Origin of the sequence: Salinigranum halophilum (assembly GCF_007004735.1) — an archaeon.
GTDB lineage: Archaea > Halobacteriota > Halobacteria > Halobacteriales > Haloferacaceae > Salinigranum > Salinigranum halophilum.
Genome location: NZ_SSNL01000006.1, coordinates 83,589 through 108,129, shown reverse-complemented (window position 1 = coordinate 108,129; position 24,541 = coordinate 83,589). Strand labels below are relative to the sequence as shown.

The window sequence follows — 24,541 nt, the reverse complement described above, 5'->3', positions numbered from 1 at the left end:
GCAACGGTCCACAGATAAATAATAACTCTTAATATTTGACGGCGGTTGAATTGTTATATGACCGTCGTCAGTATCTCCATGCCGGAGGAACTACTCGAGCGGATCGACCAGTTCGCGGACGACCACGGCTACACGGGTCGCAGCGAGGTGCTCCGTGAGGCGAGCCGTAACCTCCTCGGCGAGTTCCAGGACAAGAAACTCGAAGGCCGCGAACTGATGGGCATCGTCACGGTGGTGTTCGATTACGAGACGACCAGCGTGGAGGAGAAGATGATGCGGCTCCGTCACGAGTACGAGGACACCGTCGCCTCGAACTTCCACAGCCACGTCGGCGGCCACCACTGCATGGAACTGTTCGTGCTCGAAGGCTCGCTCGAGGACATCTCCACGTTCGTCGGGAAGATCAGAGCGACCAAAGACACGCTCACAGTCGACTACTCGGTACTCCCGGTCGACGACTTCGGTCCGCTGGCGGACATCAGCTAGCCCGTCTGTTCACACGGTTCTTCGGCACACGGGTTGGCCGACACACACGGTTTGACCGATACGAAGTCGTGTCAACGGACTGAACGCGACGTCCCACCACGCGTCAACCCGTTCGGCAGATGGGGGAGGAAAGGCACCAGCGAGACAGTCGAGCGACGAGTCCGCTGCGGTCAGCTCGTATGTTCACTAATGGTGTTCATTAGTAACATTCACTAGTGGTGCCCGATGTCTCTCTGGTGGCCTTCAGGAGTGCTACCGGGAGTCGTCCGGCGGTTCCGCGAGCGACTGGGCAGTCGCGACCGTCGAATCCCGACGGACCGTCTCGCCCGAAGTTACACTCTTGATGAGGGGTGTCGGCGGAGAACAGCCAGCCGGTTCGAACGAGAGGGCGGGCGGGAACGAGGGGTCGCGTTCCCAGGCTACGCGAGTTCTTTCAGCCGGCTGTCCCGGAGGACGGATTTGAGGACGATATCGGTATCCTGGACCAGTCGGTGTTCGAGGTAGCTCCCCTGGCCGCGCCCGCCGCCCGTTCGGGTCGATTCGACCACGCCGAGGAACGCCTGCTCTTTCAGCAGTTCGTACACCCGGTGTTCGCTCAGTGTCGTGGCGTCGATGGTGCTCACCGTCTCGGAATAGTGGCGGTAGATACGACTCGTCGAGAAACCGTCGGCGTCGGGGTTCTCCTCGGTCAAGAGCGCGAGCGAGTAGAGGATGTACTTCACCTGCGTCGTCGACCCGCGCAGGAGTTCCTCGAATCGGTCGACCTCGGCCCACTCCTGTGCGTCGCGAACGTGGTCCTCGGTGACCCACTCGGCACCGTCGCGTTCGGCGAGTTCACCGGCGTGGCGGAGGATCTCGATTGCCTTCCGCGCGTCGCCGTGTTCCTGTGCGGCGACGGCGGCGGTGAGGGGAATGACGTCGTCGGAGAGGACGTCCTCCTGGAAGGCGTCGCGCCGGTGTTCCATGATGCCACGAAGCTGGTTCGCATCGTACGGCTGGAAGACGAACTCTTCCTCGCGGAGACTGGACTTGACCCGCTCGTTCAGGCGGTTCCGGTACTCGATCTTGTTGCTCACGGCGATGACCCCGAGGTGACAGTCGGCCTTGCCCGACTCGCGGGCACGTGAGAGTTGCATGAGGATGTCGTCGTCGTCGAGGCGGTCCACCTCGTCGAGGATGATGATCACCGACTCGTAGGCCTGGTCGAGAATCTCCCAGAGGTAGTCGTAGTACTCGCCACTCCCGATCCCCGCACGGGGAATCTCGAAGTCAGTGCGCGCGGTGTCGTTGAGCGAGCGCGTAATCATGCGGGCGACGCGCGTCTGGGTGTTGTGCTGTGCGCAGTCGACGTACACCGTTCCCACGAGCTTGCCGTTCGACTCGGCGGCCCGCCGAGCACGCTCGGTGACGTGCCGAGCGACGAGCGACTTGCCCGTGCCCGTCTTCCCGTAGATGATCACGTTGTTCGGCGGGTCGCCGCGAACGATCGGTCGGAGTTCCGCGGCCACGGCCTCGATCTCGTTATCGCGGCCGACGATGCGCGCGCTCTCGGGGACGTGCCCGACTTTCAGCAGCTCCTTGCGCGCGAAGATGTCGACACGGTCGGGGTCGTCCTCGTCGAGGTTGAACAGCGGGTCCTCAGAGGGGTCCTCGAACCGGTCGCCGAAATCAGAGAGCCGTGAGGATTCGTCAGCCATCGGTATCACATACGCGTCCTCCCAGTATATAATCATTCGCCCCCCTCGGCAAGAGTGTAAATCGACGGCTGGCTGGACGGTAACGCGTATTCGAGCGTGTATCGAACAGGTGCTAACGGACTCTGTCCCGAGTGATACGACGTCGAGAGGGACACACTAGTCGCGTCGCCGCGCGCGTCGGACACCCCTCGTCCAGAGTGTAAACGTGAGAAGTCGAGCGGCCGTTCGTGTCGGTGAGTGCGAAGGACCGAGGCCCCGAGGTGGACCCGCAAGTCGACCAGGGACACCCCTCGTCCAGAGTGTAACAGCGGTCCGCTCGTATCAATATTCGAGAGTCAAACAGAGAAACGAACGTCTGACGTCCGGCAGACACCCCTCGTCCAGAGTGTAAACGGCAGTGGAGGTCACACAGAGACGCGTTCGGGCCGATGTGGTTACGTTGACCAGTTCTCCGGTCACGGACGGTGTCGGCGGTGACGCTCCGGGTGGTCGACCGGGGGTGAGGGCCCGTGGAGCGAGAGGGCACCGATGGACGAACGGACCCACACACCCCTCGTCCAGAGTGTAACAGTCCGAAGGGGTCGGGGGGTGTGGTCGGCCCCACTGGACTGTCACCTGACGAAACCGCACGAAGGCGGTGCCATTGTGGCCTCATTCCGGGGACTAGTACAGGATAGAACGTGTACTCGACTAGTTGTATCATCTTACGTATACTTAACGTATGATTCTTATACTATACAGGCGAAAAGCCCACCAAGTGTATTTCAGTTAGAAATATAGACGAAGGCGGTATTCGTCTGGCCGGTGTGGAAACCGACCTCGGGGTGTTCGCCCTCTGTTCCCTCCCGCTCCGTGTTCTCCGCCGTCCTCCACCCTCCTCACGGCTTCTCCCCGCCGAAATCGTGGGATGTTCTCGATGGTGGTGTCGGCTCACCGACCCTCGACCCCCGTTTCGTGTGGAACCACCCCCACCCCCTCTCGTCGGTTTACACTCTGGACGAGGGGTGTGTGTGTTCGCTTTTCTCTCACTGGGGGCTGTCAGGGCTGCAACCGCCGGCGATGTTAACCAACAAACCGCGCTGCTCACCCGTTTCTGTTGGTTAACACAGTCGAGCGATCGCCCCTGTCCGCACTCTCATCCGACCGTCCTTCGCTCCCTGCTTACTCCCAGAGGTCGTACATCTCGTCACGGACGCCGCCCGTGTAGTGTCGGCCGTCGTAGGTAACGCCGGCTCCGGCCGCGTCCGTCGGCTCCTCGACCGTCGCGACCACCGTCGCGTCGACCCCTTCCGCGCCGAGTGCCGCCACTGCCGACTGGGCCTCGTCGCCGGGCACCGTCGCGAGGAGTGCGCCCGACCCGAGGACCCGAAGCGGGTCGACGCCCATCGCGGCACAGAGTGTCCGCGTCTCGGACCGGACCGGGACGGCGTCGACGTCGACGCCGACGTGGACGGCAGAGGCACAGGCGAGTTCGACGAGCCCGTTGAGGACGCCCCCCTCGGTCGGGTCGTGCATCGCGGTTGCGGCGGGTGCGAGCACGGCCGCCTCGGGCAGGACGCTGATGTCGTCGAAGAACGCGACGGCGCGGTCGACGGTGTCGGTGTCGACACCGGCCTCGTCGAGTTCGGCACGGAAATCGGTCGCGAGGACGGCGGTCGCCTCGATGCCCGCCGCCTTCGTGCAGAGCACCGCGTCGCCGGGCGCCGCACCCGACGTCGGGACGTACCGGTCGGTCTCACCCAGACAGGTGAGCGATAAGAGCGGCTGAGAGAGACCGACGACCGTCTCGGTGTGGCCGCCGATGATGGTGATGCCCAGCCGTCTGGCCTCGGCGTCGAGTTGTGCGGTGATGTCGTCGAGCAGTTCGACGTCCGGTTCGGGGAGCAGGATGGTGCACACCAGCCACTCGGGGACGCCACCGCACGCGGCGACGTCGTTGCTCGCGATAGCGACGCCGAGCGTGCCGATGCGTTCGGCGGCGAGCGAGATGGGGTCGGTGTTGACGACCATCGTCGACCCGTCGATGGCGACGGCGGCGGCGTCCTCGCCGTAGCCGGCACCGACGAGCAGGTCGTCGTTGTCCGCCCCTGTCCGCGAGAAGATGTACCGCTCGAGGTCCGCGGGCGAGAGTTTGCTCATACCCTACCCTGTGTGGGTCCGCTTTTCTGTCTTCCCGTCCGGCGCGGTGCACCCAGATGCCCGCCCCGACTCCGCCGATGCCCGTTCGCGGCGGCGAACGACCGTCGGGGACGCCCCGATTTCTCCCCTCTCGCCCAGCCACACCGCTCCGGGCTGACGACGAGCGACCGGTTCTCGATAGTTGAAAACTCACTGATACGTATTTCAGTTCAGGGTTCCTCTCACGAGACGTATGGGAGAACTCGAGACGGAAGCACAGATGAGTCGAAGCGAAATCGCCGACTACCTCCGCGGACTGGCCGACCAACTCGACGGCGGCGGTGAGATGACGCTCGAACTCGGCGGCACCGAGGTCCTGTTGGATCCGTCCGACCCGGTGACGTTCAAACTCGAAGGGGAGTCCGACTGGTCGGAGGGTGACACGGAGGCGAAACAGAGCATCGAGTTCGAGCTCGTGTGGTGGCGTCAGGCCACGACGGCTGCGGAGGGGGAGTTGTCGATTCGGGAGTGACCCCTCGCACGGACTCGTCCACGAGGACTCGGTGAGCGGAGCCGACGAGTCGGCGGGACGAACCGACCCGCCGAGTCGTTCGGCCACCGCTCACGTCCGCCACTGCCCGGTCAGGCCGTCGCCAACCGCACGTTGAGCACCGAGCCGGTCGGCTCGTTGTCCTCGATCCACACCTCACCGCCGTACCCGTCGACGAGTCGCTCGACGAGATACAGCCCGATGCCCGTGCCGGGGCTGTCCAGTCCTTTCTCGCCTCGGCCGAAGACACGCTCTTTCTCGTCGTCGGCGATACCGGGGCCGTTGTCGGCGATTCGGACGGTGACTGCCTCCGCCGACTGCTGGAGTGAGACGACGGCACGCGGCTGGTCGGTGTCGTTGTGGTTGACCGCGTTGGTCAGGATGTTCGTGAACACGATACCTAGCGAGTCGTCGGCCGTGACCATCACGCGCGTCTCCGCCCAGGACGGCTCGACGGCGAGGGCTGTCGAGGTGGTCACATCGGTGATCACGTCCTCGAGGACGGTCACCAGATCCACCTGCGCCTCCTGGTCGGGCTCGTTCAACATGACGTCGGTCAGGTCCCGGATGATCTCGGTCAGTTCGACGACGTGTTCGCTGCGCTCGACGAGCGTCTCGAACTTCGCACGCGCGTCGGGGTCGGTGATCGTCTCGCCGACCAGTTCCGCGTATCCGAGGACGACGTTCATGTCGTTCCGGATGTCGTGTCGGACGATCTCGTTGAACAGCTGGAGTTTCTCGTTCTGCTCGCGGACCATCTCCTCGTACGCCTTCCGTTCCGTAATATCGCGCAGCGTGGCGAGGACGGCCGTCTCGCCGCGGTAGTCGATGGTGCTCGCCTGCACCGAGACGGCTCGACTGCCGCCGTCCGGGTGGCGGATATCGATGTCGTACCGGGACTCGACGTCCTCACCCCGTATCCGCGCCCGATATCTGTCGAGCAGTCGGTCCTGCTGATGGGGTGCGGCGACCGTCTGGAACGGCGTGCCGACCAGGTCCGCGGCGCTCCGCCCCGTGAGCTGTTCGACCTGCCGGTTGACGTAGGCGAACCTCCCGTCGGTGATGATGACGACCCCGTCGTGACTCTGCTCGACGAGCGTGGCGTACTTTCGCTGCTGCGTCTGCAGTTCGCGTTCGTACGCCTTGCGTTCGGTGATGTCCTGACAGTACGCCAGGTAGTGGTCGTTCTGGAGCGCGACGGCGTCGAGGATCACCTCGACCACGTGGCCGTCGCGATGGACGAGCGAGACCTGTTCTCTGGCGCGTCCGTCGTGCGTCACCCGAAAGAACGCCGCATCGCTCGAGGGGTCACCTTCGACGTCGGCTGCCGTGACATCCACGATCGACATCGACAGCAACTCGTCGCGGGAGTAGCCGAGCATCTGACAGGCCTCGGGATTCACGTCGACGTACCTGCCAGCCGCGTCGACGACGAACACCCCGACGGGAGCGTTGTCGATGTAGGCCCGATGGTCGAGGGCCACCTGCCCGCCTCCCGAAGAACCGTCGTCCGACCGATCTGTCATACCACTCGGTGCGTGTCGACTCTGTTAAACATCACCCCCCGGCTATCACTGCTGAATACGCTCGGGTGGTCGCGTCCGGTGAGCGCCGGCGGACGCGACCACCCGACCTGGACTGTGCGCAGGAAACGAACCCTGACGAAATGTTGATAAGTAGATGCGGTTCGACGCCACCGCGCACGCAGACAGACCGCCGCTCGCGGCCGACGCGGAACGTGACAGCTGTCGAAGACGAAGCCCGTACGACTAAGATTCCGTCCGCCGTAGCCGCTGGCAATGCAGTTGACTCCCGGCCCGACGGCGGTGCCGCCACGGGTCCGCGACCGGATGAGCGACCCGATGCCGAACCCCGACATCGAACAGTCCTTCTTCGACCTCTACGACGGGGTCTGTGAGAAACTCCAGACCGTCTACGACACCGACGACGACGTGGTCGTCATGGGGGGTGAGGGCATCCTCGGCCTCGAAGCCGCTATCGCCTCGACCGTCGCTCCCGGCGACGAGGTGCTCTGTGTCTCGAACGGCCTCTACGGCGACGGCTTCGCCGACTTCGTCGAGAGCTACGACGGCGACCCGACGCTCGTCGGCGCGGCGTACACCGACCCGGTCGACGTCGAGGGAGTCGAGGCGGCGCTCGCCGACGGCGAGTACAAACTCGCGACGATGGTCCACTGTGAGACGCCGACGGGGACGCTCAACGACATTGAACCGGTCCTCGAGCTCCTCTCAGCCCACGACGTGCTGACGGTCGTCGACGCCGTCTCGTCGCTGGGGGGGACGCCCGTCCCGAGCGAGCACATCGACATCAACCTCGGCGCGTCACAGAAGGCGTTCAGTTCGCCGCCGGGACTGACGACGGCCGCCGTCAGCGACCGCGCGTGGGAGGTCATCGCGGACCGCGCCCCCGCGTCGCTCTACACCAACCTCCTCCCGTGGCGGGACACGAGCGAGGGCTTTCCGTACACGCATCTGGCGGCCAACGTCGCCGCGCTCGACGAGTCGCTGTCGATGCTTCTGGAGGAGGGACTCGACGCCGTCTACGACCGCCACGAGACGGTCGCCGCTCACTGTCGCGACCGCGCCGCGGAACTGGGCATCGACCTCTACCCGGCCGTCGAACGGAGCGCCCCGACGGTGACGGCGCTGCACATCCCCGGCGAGGCCGAGCGCCTCCAGCGGTCACTCGCGGACGAACACGACGTCGTCCTCGCGACGGGGCTCGCCGACCTGGCCGACGACGTCCTCCGCGTGGGACACATGGGTGCCAACGCCGAGGTCGAGAAGGTCGACCGCGCCATGGACGCGCTGGCGTCGGCGCTGTAACCGCCCGCCGCGCCCGCCGTCGGCCCGAGCTCACCCCTCGGGGGCGAACCCGAACGGCTCCCCACGAGCGTCGCTCTCGACGAGGAGGACGTACATCGCCTGACTCCACTGTAAGTTCGAGTTCCAGCGGACCTGGCCGTCACCGTCGACACGTTCGGGGAGGAGGCCGGCGGCCGTCCGCCACGCCTGGCTGTGCGCGAAGAGGTGGTCTGCGACCGCGTCCGCGTCGACGCCGCCCTGCCAGCGCACGACGTCGGCGTACGCCTCGCAGAGCGGCCAGCCGCCGTCTTCGGCCGTTCCGGTCGGCGTGTAGTCGTCCCCGGGATACCGGCCGACGCAGGGGGTTCCGTCGGCGCTCCAGGCGGGGTCGTCGGCGTGGGCGACGGTCGAACGCATCGCGTCGCTGTCGGCGGCGACGACGTTCCACGGCCAGTACGCCATGAACGCCGCGGCGTCCGGGCGTTCGTCGGCAGGGGGGTGGTCCTCCCACTCGGGGTCGGTGGCCGTCACGTAGTGGTCACCCAGGAGGCCGTCACGCCGGAAACAGCGGGCGTCGAAGCTCCCCGCCCAGGTGTCGGCCACGGCGTGGCACTCGGCTGCGTACTCGGGTTCGCCCCTCGCCACAGCCAACTCGGCCATCGAGCGGAGGCCAGCGATGGCGGCCGCACTGCCCTCGGTGGTGTACCCCCAGATCTCCTCCCAGGGGTCTTGGTGTCGTCTCGGGAAGCCGCCGTCGTCCCACCCGAGGAGGAAGTCCGCGGCGCGCCGACTCATCGAGTAGTAGGCGTCGAGGAGCGAGTCGTCGCCGGTCTCGCGCCAGCAGAGCCAGTGGGCGTAGATGGGGCCGCCGACCTGGTCGAGTTGGAGCGCCCGCCAGTGTGGCTCCCAGTCCGCGTAGTAGTTCTGCCACCACGTCCCGTAGCGGTCGATGCCGCGGCTGTCGGTCACCTCGTCGGTGATCTGGGCGTGATAGAGCCAGTCGAGCGCCTCCCGTGCTTCGACGTGGGCACCAGCAGAGAGGAACGCCTGGATGACGACGACGAGGTCGCGCGGCCAGACGAACCGGTAGGCGAACTGCTGTGGTTTGAACGCCCCGGCGACGATGCCGCCGCGGCGGTCCTGTGCGCACTTCATGCTCGTCAGCGACAGCTCGTACGTCTCGGTGGCGAACCCGTCATCGACCGGACAGCCCGAGCAGTTCTCGTGCCAGCTCTCCCAGACGGCGGCGAACATCGACTGCTCCGCGCGATAGCCGTTCCACAGCGTCTCGAGCGCGTTCTCGACGGCGGTGAGTTCGTCCTCACCGAACCCGACGGCGGTGACCCAGGTCACGTCGGTGGCGTCGTCGACGAACAGGCCGAAGCCGACGTCGACCTTCCCACGGAGGTGGTCGTTGTCGTCGACGAACCCGTCGTTCTCCACGTAGATGTCGCGCCAGGCGCTCTTTTCGGGCCCTCGGGGGACGCCCTGTCGCCCGACGCGGCAGCCGTCGAACGTCGTCTGTCCCGTCGCGGGTCGGCGCTGGGCGATGGCGAGATAGCGACCCGAATCGTGGGCGACGACGAAGTCGTAGCCGTGCTCGTGGACGACGTACGCCTCGTCGACGTCGTCGCTCCCCGAGCCGTCGTGGATGCCGAGACCGAACAGCGTGTAGATGGTTCGCGTCGACGGCGCGGCGAACTGCGCGCGACTCCGCACGAAGAGCGCGGCCGTATCGACGCTCACGAGGACGTCTTGGTCGAGGTCCGCGGTGGTCCCGTCCCGGAACTCGAACGCGTTGTGGAGACTGATCTCCGGGACGCGGCTGGAGCGGTACTCGACCGAACTCCCGACGGCGTCGTTGCGGACGTCGAGCGTCTGTCCCACCGCCTCGTCCCACAGCAGCGTGTGCATATCGTAGAACTGCTCGACGTCGAGTCGGAACGCCGAGGTGTCCTCGATGAGGGCCCCGTTCCAGCCGAGACGCCCGACGCCGGGGTACTTGTTGACTGTTGCGAGCACCTCGGTCCCGTTGCCGAGTGGGGCGCTGACGATGGCGTCCTTGTCGCTCGGCTGGAGGGCGGCTTCCCGGTCTTCACTCATTACCGGTGGTTGACACTGGTGAGTGTCATAACCGTTCGCGTCGGCTCGCGGCCCTCGCGGTCCTCCCACTCCTCGTGCCCTCCTCGTGGAGTAGAATTAGACGGGGCACTGACGTGTTTAATACCGGCGGCGCTCGTCGGGGCGGTATGGACTCGAAACACTTCCTGTTCGTCTCGGCCGACTCGGCACTGATCACCGACCTCGCGTGGCAAGTTCATCGAGAAGGCCACGACGTGAAGTACTACATCGAAGCCGAATCGGACACAGAAATCGGCGATGGGTTCGTCCCGAAGACCGACGACTGGGAGGCAGACGTCGAGTGGGCCGACGTCATCGTCTTCGACGACATCTGGGTCGGCTCGGATATCGGGACAGGCCAACTCGCGAACGAGCTCCGTGAGCAAGGGAAGGCCGTCGTCGGTGGCACGCCGAACACCGACCGCCTCGAAGAGGACCGCGGCTACGCGATGGAGATTCTCGAAGCCCACGGGGTCAACACTATCGAGCACCACGTCTTCTCCGAGTTCGACGCCGGTATCCAGCACGTCCAGGAGAACCCCGCACCGTACGTAATCAAACCGCTCGGGGAGGTCCAGAACGTCAAGCGACTCCTCTACGTCGGCAACGAGGACGACGGTAGCGACGTCGTCGACGTCCTCCGTGCCTACAAGAAAGCGTGGGGCCACCGCATGAAGGGCTTCCAACTCCAGCGGAAGGTCGAGGGGGTAGAAATCGCCATCTGTGGGTTCTTCAACGGTGAGCGGTTCATCGACCAGGTCAACTTCAACTTCGAGCATAAGAGACTCTTCCCGGGCAACATCGGCCCCTCGACCGGTGAGATGGGGACGTCGATGTTCTGGGGCGGGCGGAACAGACTGTTCGAGGAGACGTTCGGGAGGCTCGAAGAGTGGCTCGCGGCGGAAGGGTACGTCGGGAGTATCGACATCAACTGCATCGTCAACGAGACCGGCATCTACCCGCTAGAGTTCACCCCGAGATTCGGCTATCCGACCATCGCCCTCCAGGAGGAGTCGTTCGAATCGCCGACCGGGCAGTTCTTCTTCGACCTCGCCCACGGCAACGACCCCGAACTGGAGGTCCACAACGGCTATCAGATCGGGGTCCGCGTCGTCTTGCCGCCCTTCCCGTTCGACGACGAGAAGACGTACGACGAGAGTTCTCGAAACGCGGCGGTCGTCTTCGACACCGAGAGCCGCGACGGAATCCATTTAGAGGACACCAAGAAGGTCGATGGACAGTGGCGGGTCGCTGGTGAGAGCGGCATGCCGCTCGTCGTCACCGGGAAGGGAGACACGATGCAGAACGCCCGCCGACAGGCCTACGAGCGCGTGGACAACATCGTCATCCCGAACCTCTACTACCGAGACGACATCGGTGAGCGATGGATCGACGGCGACGGCGACCGGCTACAGGCGTGGGGGTATCTCGGGCCACAGTCTGCAAAGTGACCTCCCTTTCGCCGGACACGGCGAGGCTTCCCACGTGTGGGAGAGACGTCACCGTCGAGGAACTCCGATACGCGACCGACACTCTCTGCTACGTGTTCGTGTCAGTCGTCAGCAGGGCGGACAACTCGAAGAGTCGGATGTCGTCACGCCTGTCAGCGACGTTTGTGAGGTCGTCAGTGTACCCAGAGCGGCTGAACAAGACGTACAGCGTCTCTCCGTCTGCTGGTTCTTCTGACCACCGGACTTTCGACGCCGTTCGTTCGAGGTCGGCGAGGACGCCTTCGCTCACGGGTCTGGACGTGAACGTACACTCGCCGGCGACGAGGCCGTCGCCGGTGAGGCCGAGGACATCCAGTTCGTGTTGCTTGAACCACCACTTAGCGGTGCTGAACGGAGAGAGTACGACCCCGAAACCCATTACAACCCCGCTGAGGAGTGACGAGGAGTAGGTTGAAACGACTGCTGGGCCTCTCCTCGAGCATGCCACACGCGACGTTTGCCGAGGGCGACCGCGTCTCGCTCCACCCGCTCGAGGAGGCGGACCTCGAGTTCGTCACCGAGGGCGTCAACCACCCGCGGGTTCGCGGGCTGGTCGGGCAGTCGGTCCCGACGAGCCTCAGCCGCGAACGCCGGTACTTCGCGGAGATGAACGAGCGCACCGACGCCGTCCAGTTGCTCGTCACGGCCGACGACGAGCGGGTGGGCGTCGTCGAACTCGACCCCATCGACCGGGAGACGGGCGTCGCCGACCTCGCCGTCTGGATCCACCCCGACAGACGCCGCGGCGGACTCGCCCGCGAAGCCGTCGCACTGGTCGTCGACTACGCCTTCTCGGAACTCCGCCTCCACAAGGTGACCGCGAACGCCTACGCCGCCAACGACGCCTCGCGGAAGCTGCTCGACTCGCTCGGCTTCGTCGAGGAGGGCGTCGGCCGCGAGGACGCATTCTTCGACGGCGCGTACCACGACACGCACTACTTCGGTGTCCTCGAGCGCGAGTGGACTGCCCGCGAGACGGCCGACGAACACGAGTGACCTGCCGTCGCGGGCCGACGGCCGACCGATACCGTTGAGGGAACAATTTATGACCCGCGCGGATGACGCACCGTCCATCCGATGTCCGAACCGTCGAGGGTCGCCGCCACCGCGGTCCTGACCGTGCTCACGGACGACGCCGGGACCCCGTTCACTGCTCCCGAGGTCGCCGAGCACGTCGGCTGTGCGCGGCGGACCGCCCACAAGAAGCTCACCCGCCTCGCCGACGAGGGAGTAGTCGAGACGAAGAAGGTTGGCGCGCGCGGCCGGGTGTGGTGGCACTCTCCTCCCACCTCTGACGAGCGAGCGGGCGCGCGCGAACGGTTGCGAGACCTCCACGACGCCAGCCGCCGCCTGATGCGCGCCGAGACCCACGAGGACGTCGCCGACATCGCCGTCACGGCCGCACAGCGAATCCTCGGTCTGTCGCTGTGTGGCCTCTGGCTCTACGACCCCGACCGGGCGATGCTCGACCCGGTCGCGTGGACCGACGAGGGCGTCGAAGAGTACGGTGAACCGCCGGCGTTCCCGGTCGAGGGGAGCCTCGTCGGTCGGGCGTTCGACTCGGGGCGCTACCGCGTCTACGACGACATCACCACCGCACAGGAGGTGTACGACCCCGAGACGAGCGTCCGGAGCGAACTCGTCCTCCCGCTTGGGTCGTACGGCGTGCTGAACGCGTCGTCGCCGGCCGTCGGTGCCTTCGACGACGTCGACGTCTCGTTGAGTCGCGTCCTGGCGGCGAACGCGGAGACCGCGCTCGAACGCGCAGACCGACTGGCGGCACGCCGCGCCCGCCGTCGCGAACTCGAGCGTCGACGCGACGAACTGGAGACGCTGAACCGCATCAACGCGCTCGTCGAAGAGACCATCGGCGCGCTCGTCGGTGCCGCGACGCGCGCGGAGATCGAGCGAACCGTCTGCGACAGCCTGGCGTCGTCGGAGCTGTACGTGGGTGCGTGGGTGGTCGAGCGCGACTCCGCGGGCCGCGTCGTCCGGCGAACCGGGACGACGGACGCCGACCCTGATTCCGATTCGATACCCGCGACCACGGAGGGACTCTCCGGTCTGACCCCCGCCGCGACGGCAATCGAGGAGGGGACCCTGCAGGTGGTGTCACACGTCGACGACGACCGCCTCTCGTCGGAGGCGCAGGAGGTCGCCCGCGACGTCGGCGCGGAGGCCTGTCTCGTCGCACCGCTGGCGTACGCCGACACGGTCTTCGGGGCACTCCTCGTCTTCGCGCCGACGCCGGACGGCTTCAGCGACCGCGAGGCGACCGCGTTCGAGACGCTCGGCCGCGTCGTCGGGTTCATCACCAACGCGACCAACAACCGACAACTGCTCTTGGGGACGACGGCCGTCGAACTGCGAGTGGCACTCGACGGCACGAACGCGTGGTTCGTCCCGGCGGCCGAGCGTCTCGACGGACGCGTCACCGTCGAGGGGCTGGTCCCGACCGGGGACGACGCGCTCACCGAGTACGTCACGGTCGAGGACGTGACAAACGACACCGTCCCCGCCGAACTCGCCGCGCTTCCGGCTATCGAGCGCGTGAGCACGCTGGCCACGGACGGCGACCAGTGGTTCGGCGAGTGTACCGTCCGGCGGGACGACGCGGGTCTCGGGAGCATCGCCGAGTACGGCGCGACGGTCCGGACGGCGACCGCTACAGCCGGCAGGGGGACGGTCACGGCCCGGTTCCCGGCGTCGACGGCCCCACGGGAGGCGATGGCGGTGACCCGCGAGGCGTTTCCCTCGGCCGAACTGGTCGCCAAACGGGTCGTCGACGTCTCCGACCGCTCCGTGACGACGGTCCGGCAGGCGGTCGACGACCGGTTGACAGACAAGCAGCGCGCGGCGATGCGGGCGGCGTTCCTCGCCGGGTACTTCGACAGTCCGCGAGGGACCACCGCGCGTGAGCTCGCCGAGTCGCTCGACATCGCCCCGTCGACGCTCCACCAGCACCTGCAGGCGGCCCACCGCAAACTGCTCACGACGGTGTTCGACGACCTCTCCGTGTAGCCTCCGCGGATACCGAACAGCCACGGCATGAGGCTATTATTATCTCCACCGGTACTGTCTGTTGATGTCGACGCTCGAACGTCTGAACGCGGAGCAGTGTGACGCGCCCGACCCCGACCACCGGTGTCTCTCGCTCGAGGAGGCAGGCCCCGTGCTGGACTCGCTCACCTCGAAGACCGCACAGTCGATTCTGGTCGAACTGAGTGACGAACCGGGGACGCCCGGCGAGGTCGCCGACCGGGTCGACACGTCGCTGCAGAACGTCGGCTACCACCTCTCGAAACTCGAGGACGCCGGACTCGTCACCGTCGTCGGCACCCGGTACTCCTCGAAGGGGCGGGAGATGAGCGTCTACGCGTCTGCCGTCCGTTCGCTCGTCATCGGGAGTCCCAGCGGCGAGTAGCGGACGCCGCCGTGGTCCGTCCCGACCGCTCGATGTGACTCTGCTCTCGTCGCCCGTCCCGCCCTCGCCGCCCTCGCGACTGCTGTCCCGACCCGGAACCGACGACGCTGTCGTGTGGCTCCGAAGACACGTCTCGTTCCGCGACACAGAACCGCGTTCTCTCCCGTGGTAAACGTCTGCTGCCCACGAGTCGGCCCCGAGGGGCCGACGAGGCACGGTCTCCGCCTTCCGCTCTCGTTCCGCGACACAGAACGACTTTGGGCCGTCCACGGCCACGACCGACGACACGAGCACGCCCTCGCCTGCCCGAGTGGATGTCGTCACCGCACGGTCACGCGACGAACTCGAACGGGACCGATTCGAGAGGGGCGTCGTAGTACGCTGTACGCAGCGCGGTCTCCGTACCGTAGTCGCGGGCCGGAATCGTCCGCGCTCGAACCGGGACCGCCATCGGTGACCGGACGAACGGATAGGGGTCGAGACGAACGGTCGTCGCGTCGACGGGCGTGAGTTCGAGCGCCACGTCAGCCGCGTCCGGGGTGAGCGGGACCGGTTCGAGCGTCGTCGGCTCGGGGTCGGCGTTACGACAGCAGTACAGCGAGAGCCGGTCCCACGCCTCGAGCAGGCGGAAGTTCCGCCAGACGCCGCTGTCCGTCGGCCCGTCGACGCTCCCCGTCTCCCGCAGTTCCGTGAGGACCGCACGGTCCGCCTCGGTGACGACGGCCGCGTACTGTGGGTCGTCGACGAGCGCGTCGAGCAGTTCGCGCTGTCGGTCCTCCTGGGTCTCGATGAACGACGCGTACGCCGCCGTCCGGTCCGACATCGACGGCTGTGTCCCGTATCGCTGCCGTCGGACGCCCGCCCCGTGGAGCGCACACAGCAGTCCGGCGTAGGGGTCCCGTTCGGCCACACTCACGATTCCGTGGTCGTAGAACGCGGTCCAGTCGTCGTGGGACGCCTCGATTACCGACGCCGGCGCGCCGTCGACGAGTCGTGGGGCGAAGTCGTGCTCCCACCAGCCGGCGTCGTGCAGCGCCGCCGCCATCCGAACGGCCGCCCGTGGGTCGGGAGCCGCGAACGCGTCTCCGCCCCACGCCGCCGCTAGCTGGCCGACCTGTGCGCCGTGTTCGTTCTGTGTGACGAGTCGGTACCCCGCCTCCGACGTCGCGACGATCATCGTCCGCACCCACGCGGACCAGGGGCATCACCCTTGCCTCGGCACCGAACCCGCTGCCGGAAGAGCGACCGCCACGACGACCTGCCCGCAATTGCTTATAATTACTTAGACTCTGGCTGGTACGAGACCTTCGCTCACTCTCGGTCGAACTCGGGGACTTGACGCTACTCACTCGATGCACTCTCTACGATATATCGATACAGACGGGAATTGACACAAAAAGCCGAATAATACGTCCAAAGAGAGTTCATTTCAAAACTGAATTCCCAAAATACTTTTGCACCCATTCGCTCGAGCGGCCACAGCCGCTCTCGATGCCGGTTAGCCGCGCCACTCGTCCACTGAATCAGCGCTGTTGATTACAAGTAGTTCTCTATCTAGTGTGTGATTCGTCATCCGCCTGTCGCGACGATCGTCACTCGGGCCGGACCGAAATTACATACCTACTGGTGTAATTAGTTGGCGTACTCGAGGTTCAGTTCGAGCTCGTTCGTCGACCCCAGCAGGAGGTCGGGAATCTCCGATTCGAACCACTCGCCTTTCATCCGGTGAGCCGGCCCCGAGACGCTCAGGGCACCCATGATTTCGCCGTCGGGACCGAGCACCGGCGCGGCGACGGCCTTCAGACCGACGATACACTCCTCTCGGTTGAACGCGACCCCGCGCTCGCGGACGCGGTCGAGTTCCGTCTCGAGGTCGCGACGCTGGGTGATCGTCTCGGGTGTGTCCGCCGGCAGCCCCCACTCTTCGACGATCTGATCGACTCGCTCGGCGGGGAGGTGTGCGAGGATGGCCTTCCCCCCGGCGATCGTATGCAGGTGTCGCCGCGTCCCGACCCGCGAGTTCGTCCGCACTGCGTGGCTTCCGAGGCCCCGGTAGAGGTACACCGCGAGCCCGTGCTCTTCGACCATGAACAGCGCGCGCTCTTCTGTCTCGGCGGCGATCTGGTCGACGAGCGTCCGCGCCAGCGGGTAGACCGGGTTGCGTTCGCGGGTGTACTCGCCAAGCCCGAGAAACCGGAGGCCGAGGTGGTACTCGACGCCCTCTTTGACGACGTAGTGGTTGCGTTCGAGCGTCGTCAGATGCCGGTGGACCGTACTCTTCGCGAGGCCCAGTTCGTCGGCGAGTTCGGTCACTCGCGCCCCATCCAGTTCCCGGATCCCCGTGATGACGTCGAACATCGTCTCCGCTGCCTTCACCGCACCCGACTCGTGTGGCTGGGAGCTCATACGTGGGGCACGACACCAATCCTCATGACTGTTCCGCCCTCGCTAACGAAGCTTCGCCGACGAATCGACCGGATTCGTGCGCTCGGACCCTCTCTCCTCACGAAAGCTGCTCGAACGACGGTTCCTCCTGACGGAACACACTGGGAGTCGTGAGTGGGACGGGGGGACGGCTGGCGGTGACCGTTGTCTCGGTACCTCAGTGAACTCCTATCACTCACTCGTCGCGTCGGCTCGTGCGGCCGATACGCCGTCGGAGAAGACGCGGGGCAGGCCGATCAGATGGGCCGGTCGATGTGCGTCCCGAACCCCTTCTCGCCGACGATTTCACCCTCGGCGAAGGCCACCCGTCCGCGGACGACCGTGTGGGTCGGCCAGCCCGTCACCGCCCGCCCCTCGTAGATGGAGTAGTCGGCACCGCCCTGGAGCAGGTCGGCGGTGACCGTCTTCGTCTCGTCGAGGTCGACGACCACCAGGTCGGCGTCGGACCCGACACGGATGGTCCCCTTCTTCGGGTAGAGGTTCCACGCCTTCGCCGTGTTCGTACTCGTCACTTCGACCGCCCGCTCCAGCGTGATGCGGCCCGCGTTCACCCCTTCCGAGAGCAGCAGCGGGAGCATCGTCGCGGAACTCGGGAAGCCGAGTTGGCTGTCGCGGATACCCTCGCCGAGTTTGTCCTCGGTGCGGTTCGCACAGTGGTCGGTCCCGATACAGGAGATGGTGCCGTCGGCGACGCGCTTCCACAGGGTGTCCTGGTCCGCCTGCGAGCGCACCGGGGGGTTGACCTTCATCCGCTCGTCGCACTCGTCGGTCGTGAGACAGAGGTAGTGCGTGCAGGTCTCACCCCAGTGGCGGTATCCCGCCGCTCTGAGCGCGGCGAGTTCGTCCGCGGTCTTCCCCGAGGAGATGTGGACCGCGTAGAAACTGTCGTCGTAGCCGTGGAGCTTCGCGAGCGACGCGCCGGCGACCATGCTCTGAGTCTCGGCGTAGCCGGGGAACTCCTCGACCATCACCTCGTACCCCTCGTCGGTCGGCCCGCTCGACTCCTCCTCCGACGTGAGATAGACGTTCCCCCCGGCGAGGGCGTTGGTGATTTCGACGTTCTCCGAGTGGTAGCCGAGCGTCGTGGGGACCTCCTGTTCGGCGAGGGTCCGAATGAAGGCGTCACCGAAGTCGTCGTGCATGTCGCAGTCGACGCCGAACTTCTGCCGCGCGGAGTCCTTGTAGTTCATGTACCACTTGAACGAGGTGATGCCGAGCTCGGAGACGATGTCGGGAATCTCCTCGACGTGTTCGAACGAGAGCAGGCCGAGCGAGAAGAAGTAGTCGTGGTAGTAGTTGGCCTCCGCCTCGGCGAAGTAGTCGTCCATGATTTCGAGGTAGGCACCGGCCCGCCGGAAGTAGTTCCCGATGGTGGTGACCCCTCCCACGAGGTCCGACCGCGACTCGCTCTCCGCGTCGGCTTCCATCCCCCGGTAGATGCTGTGGTGGGTGTGCGGGTCGATGGCTCCGGGGAGGACGTACTTCCCGGTGGCGTCGACCTCGTCGTCGCCCGACAGCGTGTTCGGCGCGGCGATGGCCGAGATGCGGTCGCCGTCGGCGGCGACGTCCGCGCGGAACGTCCCGTGCTCCGGTGTCACGACGGTCCCGTTCCGAACGACGAGGTCGTGGCTCATTCGTCTGCTCCCCTCGCGCTCATCTCTTCGAGGTACGTCTCGACCTCCCCGACCTCCAGCACCTCGGCGTACTTCATCCACAGGTCGAGGAGCCCGACCTTGTGCGAGGCTTCGATGCGGTCGAAGACACACTCCTGGGGGAGGATGACGTTCAGGCCGTTCGACTGGGCGTCGACGGCGGTCGCCCGGACACAGCCGCTCGTCGAGTTACCGACGACGACGAGCGTGTCCGTCCCCGCGCGCACGAGCCGTGAGAGCAGGTCCGTCCCGTAGAAGGCGCTCGCGTAGGACTTGTCGATGACCGTCTCACCCTCTTCGGGGGCCACGGGGTCGACGATGGCCAGGTCGGGGTGGTCGGGGTCGTCGTAGCTCGCGGGGACGACCCGGGTGTAGGTGACGGGGATGTCGCGTTCGCGGACGAACGCGAGGAAGGGAACCATGTAGTCGATGGCGTCCCAGGCGATCGACCCCATCGCCGTGCGGTACTCCTCGACCGCCTCGAGGATGGGCACGTTCTCCCCGACGACGAGCCGCTGCATGTCGATGACGAGCACCATCGGGTTCTCGCCGAGCCCCCGCGACTCCCACGAGGCCGCGCCCTCCTTGTCGTACCCCGCCTTCGTGATGACCTGTCTGTCCTGCTCGGTGAGCAGGTCTTCCCAGATTCGTTTCGTCATGTGGATGTGTGACACGTTATCAGCGAGAGAGATAAACGTATCCGGTGGTGCCCTCGCTCGTCACTCGGGCCCCGGTGACGTGACCCGGCATCGCTGGTCTCGGCGTGACCCCTGCGCATCGAAACTCCATGCGATATGTTTACAATCCGGTAGGGGCACCCCCCTACGTATGAGTGAGGCCGAACAGCCGACCATCGGTGACGACGTCACGGAAACCATCCCGGTCTCGGCCGTCGAGTGGGACGTCGCGACGGACGTTCTCGTCGCCGGCGCGGGCGGAACCGGACTCGTCGCGGCACTCGCCGCGTGTGAGAACCCCGACCTCACGGTCACCGTCCTGGAGAAGGCTCCCGACCCCGGCGGGAACACGGCCCTGTCGACGGGGATGATTCCCGCCGCGGGGACGCGGCTTCAAGAAGCGAAGGGAATCGAGGAGACGCCCGAGGACATGGTGCGGGACATCCTCGAGAAGAACGGCCACGAGGCCGACGAGGCGATGGTGCGACACCTCGCCGCGGAGAGCGTGAACCTCATCCACTGGCTCGTCGACGACTGGGACGTCACACTCCACCTCGTGGACGACTTCAAGTATCCCAAACACTCCGAGTTCCGGATGCACGCCCCCACGGGGAACAACGGGGAGAACCTCGTCGCGGAGCTGGTCGACCTGTTACGTGCCCAGCCGAACGTCGAACTCCTCACCAACACGCCCGTGACGAAGCTCGTCCACGACGACGGGCGGGTCGTCGGCGTCGTCGCCGGCTCCCGGCGTGAAGAGGCCATCGAGTGCCGGAAGGTGGTCCTCGCGACCGACGGCTTCGCCGGGAACAAGCGGATGGTCCGTGACTTCTGCGACGAGGAAATCGTCGACGCGCTCTACTTCGGATCGGACGGCAACACGGGAGACGGCATCAGGTTCGGTGCCGAACTCGGCGGCGACCTGGCCTACATGGACTCGTACCAGGGCCACGCGACGGTCGCCCACCAGACGGGGATGCTCTCGACGTACGCCGTCATCATGAACGGCGGCATCCTCGTGAACGTCGACGGCGACCGCTTCGGCGACGAGTCCGCTGGCTACTCGGAGTTCGCCATCGACGTGCTCCGTCAACCGGGCGGTGTCGCCTTCGAGCTGTTCGACGGGCGCATCTTCGAGAAGCTCCAGGGGCAGTTCGACGACTTCGACGACGCGGTCGAACTCGGCGCGTACGACCACGCCGACACCGCCGCGGCCCTCTGTGAGATTATCGGCTGTGCGCCCGACGCCGCGACCGCGGCAGTCGAACGGTACAACGCGGCCGTCGCGGATGGCGACCCCGACGAGGTCGGGCGCACGGACGGCGTCCACACGCTCTCGCCGCCCTTCTACGGCACCAAGATTACGGGGTCGCTCTTTCACACGCAGGGGGGCCTCGTCGTCGACGGCGACGCGCGCGTCCTCCGCGCCGACGACACGCCCGTCGAGAACCTCTACGCGGGCGGTGGGGTCGCGTGCGGAATCAGCGGCCACGGCGCGGGCGGCTACCTCAGCGGCAACGGCCTCACGGCGGCGCTGGGACTCGGACGGCTCGCCGGCATCCACGCTCGGAAGTCGCTCAGCGAGTGAACCGTCGGGGGCCGCCGCCGCGTCTCACTCGCTCGCCGGGAGCCGTCGCCCGACGGCCAGAGAGACGAGCGCCGCCCCCGCGAGCCCCACGAACGCTTCGTCGAACAGTCCCGCGTCGGCGAGAAGCCCGATTCCCGCGGGGGTGGCGGCGGCGAACACCAGATACAGCGTGCGGATGAGCCCGAAGCCGCTCGCCTGGATGGACGCTGGCATGACCGAGATGGTCAGCGAGTTGATGACCGGCCAGAACCCGAGATGGACGCCGAGGAGCACTGTCACGAGCGTGAGACCCACCAGCCCCTCGACGAACGGCAGGACGAGGAGGCCGGCGATGGTCGTGACGGTGGTGAGAGTCAGGGTCCGCTTCGGGCCGAACGTGTCCGCGGCGACCCCTGCCAGCGGCTGGACGACGACGCCGGTGGCGAAGAAGAGGCCGAACAGGGTGGCCCCGTTGGCGTCCGAGAGCGCCTTCTCGCTCACCAGATACGCCGGATAGAAGCTGGTGAACCCCTGGTAGACCGCCGACATGGTGAACATCATCGCCGTCAGACGCAGCGGCGTCGGCTGACGGACGCCCGCGAGGACCGCCCGCACCGACAGCGACTCCCGCGACGGTGTCGCGTGCGTCCGGCGAGGGACGGTCAGCCACAGCGCCCCGACCGTGAGGAACACGGGGACGACGAGGACCGTGAACCCGCTCCGCCAGCCCAGTGTCGTCGCGGCGACGACACCCGCGAGCACGGGGAGGAGGGACGTCCCGACGTTGCCGGCCGCCTGGTTCAGCCCGATGGCCGTGCTCGCCACGCGCGGGTAGACGTCCGAGATGACGGTCAGCCGCGTCGTCGAGAACAGGCCGGAGCCGACGCCGAACAGCACCGCCGCCGCGACGAACGCGGCCAGGCCCGGCGCGGCGGCGGCGACGGCGAGACTGAGCCCCGTGACCGCCATGCTCCCCACGAGGACCGCCCGGTCGCCGACGCGGTCACCGAGGAGTCCACCGGGGAACTGCGTGAGGGCGTACGCCAGCCACAGGAGCGTCAACACCACCCCGGCAGTCGCGAGCGAGATGTCCAGAGCGACCCGGACGCGCGGAATCAGCGCCGGGAACACGACGCGCCCGCCGATGGCGAAGAACCACCCGACGGTGACGACGAGGAAGACCCACCCGCGGCCGTCGCGCCAGAGTTCCTCACCCAGTGCGGCGAGGTGGCTCCGGACGCTGTCGATGTCGGGTCGCTGCATCCACCGCTCCCGACTGCGCCGGGTGGCTTCGCTGTATCGGTTGCGGTGACCCCGGGTCGGGAGGCGGGTCGCCCCGTGTGCGTCAGACCGGGCGACGAACCTGCGTGCCGTACCCCTTGTCGCCGACGACCTCTCCTTCGGCGAAGGCCACCTGCCCGCGGACGACTGTGTGGGTCGGCCAGCCCGTCACCGCCCGGCCCTCGTAGATAGAGTAGTCCGACCCGGCCTGCAGGAGGTCGGCGGTGACCGTCTTCGTCTCGTCGAGGTCGACGACCACCAGGTCGGCGTCGGACCCGACACGGATGGTCCCCTTCTTCGGGTAGAGCTTCCACGCCTTCGCCGTGTTCGTGCTCGTCACCGCCACGGCGCGTTCGAGCGAGATGCGGCCCGCGTTCACCCCCTCCGAGAGTATCAGCGGGAGCATCGTCTGCGTGCCCGAGAAGGCGAGTCCCGTCTCCCAGATGTCCGCGCCCACCTTCTCGGCCGTCGTGTTCCGCACGTGGTCGGTCCCGATACAGGAGATGGTGCTGTCGGCGACGCGCGCCCACAGCGTGTCGCGGTCCCACGCCGACCGGATGGGCGGGGTGACCTTCATCCGCTCGTCGCAGGCCTCGCTCGTGAGCGTGAGGTAGTGTGGACAGGTCTCGCCCCACGCGCCGTAGCCCGCCGCTCTGAGCGCGGCGAGTTCGTTCGCGGTCGTCCCCGAGGAGATGTGGACGGCGTAGAAGTGGTCGTCGTAGCCGTGGGTCTTCGCGAGCGACGCGCCGGCGACCATGCTCTGGGTTTCGGCGGAGCCCGGAAAGCGCTCTCGCAGCGCGTCGTAGCCCGCGTCCGCCGGACCGGGGTCGAGGAGCGACTGCGTGAGCTCGGGGTTCTCGGAGTGGTAGCCGAGCGTCGTCGGCGCGTCGACGGCGGCGAGCGACCGGACTAGCCCGTCACCGATGTCGTCCAGCAGGTCGCGGTCGAGGCCGAACTTCTCGCGGGCGAGGTACTTGTAGAGGACGTACCACTTGAACGAGGTGATTTCCAGTTCGGAGACGATTCGGGGGAGTTCGCCGACGTGCGTCTCGGTGAGCACCCCGAGGGTGTAGAAGTAGTCGTGGTAGCTGTTCGCCTCGCTCTGGGCGACGTAGCCGTCCATGACCGCCAGGTAGGGGTCGGGCCGTCGGAAGATGTTCCCGACGGTGGTGACCCCGCCGACTAGGTCGCCGTGCGTCTCGGTCGCGTGGTCTTCGGCGTAGTCGTGGTGGAGGCCGTAGTGGACGTGCGGGTCGATGGCCCCCGGCAGGACGTACTTCCCGGTGGCGTCGACCTCGTCGTCACCCGACAGCGTGTTCGGCGCGGCGATGGCCGAGATGACGTCGCCGTCGGCGGCGACATCGGCGCGAAACGTCCCGTGTTCGACGGTGACGACGGTCCCGTTCCGAACGACGAGGTCGTGGGTCCTCACGCCGCCACCTCCTCGAGATACCTCTGGACCTCGCCGGTCGATGCGGCCTCGGCGAACGACGCGGACGCGTCCAGTAGCGCGATGGCTGTCGACGCCTGCACCCGGTCGAAGACGCACTCGCGCGGGGCGAGGACCGCGAACCCGTGCTGGGCGGCATCGAGCATCGTCGACCGGACACATCCGCTCGCCGCACAGCCGAGGGCGACGACCGGGTCACGCCGGGCGCGCACGAGCCGCGAGAGCAGGTCCGTCCCGGAGAAGGCGCTCGAGGACGACCTGTCGCGGACAGCGTCGCCGTTCTGTGGCGCGACGGCGTCGACGACGTCGACGACGTCGACGTGGTCACCGAAGAGGTGTCGTTGCAGGTGGATGGCCAGGACGGCCGGGACGGCCCCCCGCACCGGGCGGACGTCCAGCCCCGGCAGTGGCTTCGGGCCCGTCGCGTCGAGGACGGCACGGTCCTGCGGGGAGAGGCAATCTGCGGGGTCTGTTGACACCATGAGTACTGCTCACAGGTGCCATATTCGGGTCAGCGTCTTAACCGTGTCTCTCCCCCGCTTATGCCTGGTTGGTGACGTCCGCCCGGCCGATGAGTCGGCCATGAACGTCGCCGCTATCGGCCCCGCGATGAGCGTCGCCCAGTCGATAACCGTGATGGTCTCTAGTGGCCGCTGGTGCATCGCTGGACGTTCTCCGGAGGGATGATAAGCGCTCGTGCGATGGGCGGGTCGCCCCCGACCGCCGCAGGAACCCTTTTGCCATCACCCCTCACAGAG

Annotated in this window: 19 protein-coding genes and 1 pseudogene; 8 read left to right on the top strand and 12 right to left on the bottom strand. The window is 66.7% G+C overall.

Annotation, left to right across the window (positions count from 1 at the left end; translation table 11 throughout):
• The first annotated feature begins 57 nt into the window (after nt 1-57).
• Nucleotides 58-486: a CopG family ribbon-helix-helix protein gene (locus E6N53_RS15915; protein WP_136591098.1), complete on the top strand. Its 429-nt coding sequence runs from the start codon at nt 58-60 to the stop codon at nt 484-486.
• Between the two features lie 419 nt (nt 487-905).
• On the opposite strand, the gene E6N53_RS15910 is transcribed toward E6N53_RS15915, so the two are convergent.
• Nucleotides 906-2,183, bottom strand: a complete 1,278-nt coding sequence (locus E6N53_RS15910; protein WP_136591099.1) for a Cdc6/Cdc18 family protein — start codon at nt 2,181-2,183, stop codon at nt 906-908.
• A gap of 1,161 nt (nt 2,184-3,344) precedes the next feature.
• Entirely contained in the window at nt 3,345-4,322 is a 978-nt protein-coding gene (locus E6N53_RS15905) for an AIR synthase family protein (RefSeq protein ID WP_142860529.1), read from the bottom strand.
• 232 nt (nt 4,323-4,554) lie between these two features.
• Here E6N53_RS15905 and E6N53_RS15900 point away from each other — a divergent pair, with 232 nt between their 5' ends.
• A complete protein-coding gene (locus E6N53_RS15900; protein WP_142860528.1) occupies nt 4,555-4,833 on the top strand; it encodes an amphi-Trp domain-containing protein in 279 nt (92 codons plus the stop codon).
• A gap of 110 nt (nt 4,834-4,943) precedes the next feature.
• On the opposite strand, the gene E6N53_RS15895 is transcribed toward E6N53_RS15900, so the two are convergent.
• The gene (locus E6N53_RS15895) at nt 4,944-6,377 is read right to left on the bottom strand and encodes a sensor histidine kinase (RefSeq protein ID WP_142860527.1); all 1,434 of its coding nucleotides are present in this window, start codon (nt 6,375-6,377) and stop codon (nt 4,944-4,946) included.
• Nucleotides 6,378-6,650: 273 nt separating this feature from the next.
• Here E6N53_RS15895 and E6N53_RS15890 point away from each other — a divergent pair, with 273 nt between their 5' ends.
• Complete coding sequence (locus E6N53_RS15890; RefSeq protein ID WP_142860526.1) at nt 6,651-7,697, top strand: pyridoxal-phosphate-dependent aminotransferase family protein; 1,047 nt, start codon at nt 6,651-6,653, stop codon at nt 7,695-7,697.
• Between the two features lie 30 nt (nt 7,698-7,727).
• Here the strand turns inward: E6N53_RS15890 and E6N53_RS15885 are convergent, their stop codons facing one another.
• On the bottom strand, nt 7,728-9,779 hold the full coding sequence (locus tag E6N53_RS15885) for a glycoside hydrolase family 15 protein (protein ID WP_142860525.1): 2,052 nt from the start codon (nt 9,777-9,779) through the stop codon (nt 7,728-7,730).
• 146 nt (nt 9,780-9,925) lie between these two features.
• Here E6N53_RS15885 and E6N53_RS15880 point away from each other — a divergent pair, with 146 nt between their 5' ends.
• A complete protein-coding gene (locus E6N53_RS15880; protein ID WP_142860524.1) occupies nt 9,926-11,248 on the top strand; it encodes a phosphoribosylglycinamide synthetase C domain-containing protein in 1,323 nt (440 codons plus the stop codon).
• Between the two features lie 88 nt (nt 11,249-11,336).
• Here E6N53_RS15880 and E6N53_RS15875 read toward each other — a convergent pair.
• Nucleotides 11,337-11,627: pseudogene (locus tag E6N53_RS15875) on the bottom strand (ATP-binding protein); the annotation flags it as partial.
• A 101-nt stretch (nt 11,628-11,728) separates the two neighbouring features.
• Here E6N53_RS15875 and E6N53_RS15870 point away from each other — a divergent pair.
• From E6N53_RS15870 to E6N53_RS15860, 3 genes are all read left to right on the top strand, one after another.
• Nucleotides 11,729-12,283 (top strand): GNAT family N-acetyltransferase, encoded by a 555-nt coding sequence (locus tag E6N53_RS15870; protein WP_142860523.1) that lies wholly within the window; start codon nt 11,729-11,731, stop codon nt 12,281-12,283.
• 81 nt (nt 12,284-12,364) lie between these two features.
• The gene (locus tag E6N53_RS15865; protein WP_142860522.1) at nt 12,365-14,308 is read left to right on the top strand and encodes a bacterio-opsin activator domain-containing protein; all 1,944 of its coding nucleotides are present in this window, start codon (nt 12,365-12,367) and stop codon (nt 14,306-14,308) included.
• A 64-nt stretch (nt 14,309-14,372) separates the two neighbouring features.
• Nucleotides 14,373-14,711: an ArsR/SmtB family transcription factor gene (locus tag E6N53_RS15860; protein ID WP_136591108.1), complete on the top strand. Its 339-nt coding sequence runs from the start codon at nt 14,373-14,375 to the stop codon at nt 14,709-14,711.
• 331 nt (nt 14,712-15,042) lie between these two features.
• Here the strand turns inward: E6N53_RS15860 and E6N53_RS15855 are convergent, their stop codons facing one another.
• The 4 genes from E6N53_RS15855 to E6N53_RS15840 form a co-directional block, all read right to left on the bottom strand.
• Complete coding sequence (locus E6N53_RS15855; protein WP_142860521.1) at nt 15,043-15,888, bottom strand: DUF3891 family protein; 846 nt, start codon at nt 15,886-15,888, stop codon at nt 15,043-15,045.
• A 455-nt stretch (nt 15,889-16,343) separates the two neighbouring features.
• A complete protein-coding gene (locus E6N53_RS15850; protein ID WP_136591110.1) occupies nt 16,344-17,117 on the bottom strand; it encodes an IclR family transcriptional regulator in 774 nt (257 codons plus the stop codon).
• 275 nt (nt 17,118-17,392) lie between these two features.
• A complete protein-coding gene (locus tag E6N53_RS15845) occupies nt 17,393-18,790 on the bottom strand; it encodes a dihydroorotase (protein ID WP_142860520.1) in 1,398 nt (465 codons plus the stop codon).
• Nucleotides 18,787-19,467: an isochorismatase family protein gene (locus E6N53_RS15840; RefSeq protein WP_142860519.1), complete on the bottom strand. Its 681-nt coding sequence runs from the start codon at nt 19,465-19,467 to the stop codon at nt 18,787-18,789. Before E6N53_RS15840 ends, E6N53_RS15845 begins: the two co-directional genes overlap by 4 nt.
• Nucleotides 19,468-19,636: 169 nt before the next feature.
• On the opposite strand from E6N53_RS15840, the gene E6N53_RS15835 reads away from it, so the two are divergent.
• The gene (locus tag E6N53_RS15835; RefSeq protein ID WP_142860518.1) at nt 19,637-21,073 is read left to right on the top strand and encodes an FAD-dependent oxidoreductase; all 1,437 of its coding nucleotides are present in this window, start codon (nt 19,637-19,639) and stop codon (nt 21,071-21,073) included.
• A 24-nt stretch (nt 21,074-21,097) separates the two neighbouring features.
• On the opposite strand, the gene E6N53_RS15830 is transcribed toward E6N53_RS15835, so the two are convergent.
• From E6N53_RS15830 to E6N53_RS15820, 3 genes are all read right to left on the bottom strand, one after another.
• Entirely contained in the window at nt 21,098-22,315 is a 1,218-nt protein-coding gene (locus tag E6N53_RS15830) for an MFS transporter (protein ID WP_142860517.1), read from the bottom strand.
• Nucleotides 22,316-22,397: 82 nt separating this feature from the next.
• Nucleotides 22,398-23,765 (bottom strand): dihydroorotase, encoded by a 1,368-nt coding sequence (locus E6N53_RS15825; protein WP_142860516.1) that lies wholly within the window; start codon nt 23,763-23,765, stop codon nt 22,398-22,400.
• Nucleotides 23,762-24,265, bottom strand: coding sequence for an isochorismatase family protein (locus E6N53_RS15820; RefSeq protein WP_142860515.1), 504 nt, complete (start codon nt 24,263-24,265; stop codon nt 23,762-23,764). Before E6N53_RS15820 ends, E6N53_RS15825 begins: the two co-directional genes overlap by 4 nt.
• Between the last annotated feature and the right edge of the window lie 276 nt (nt 24,266-24,541).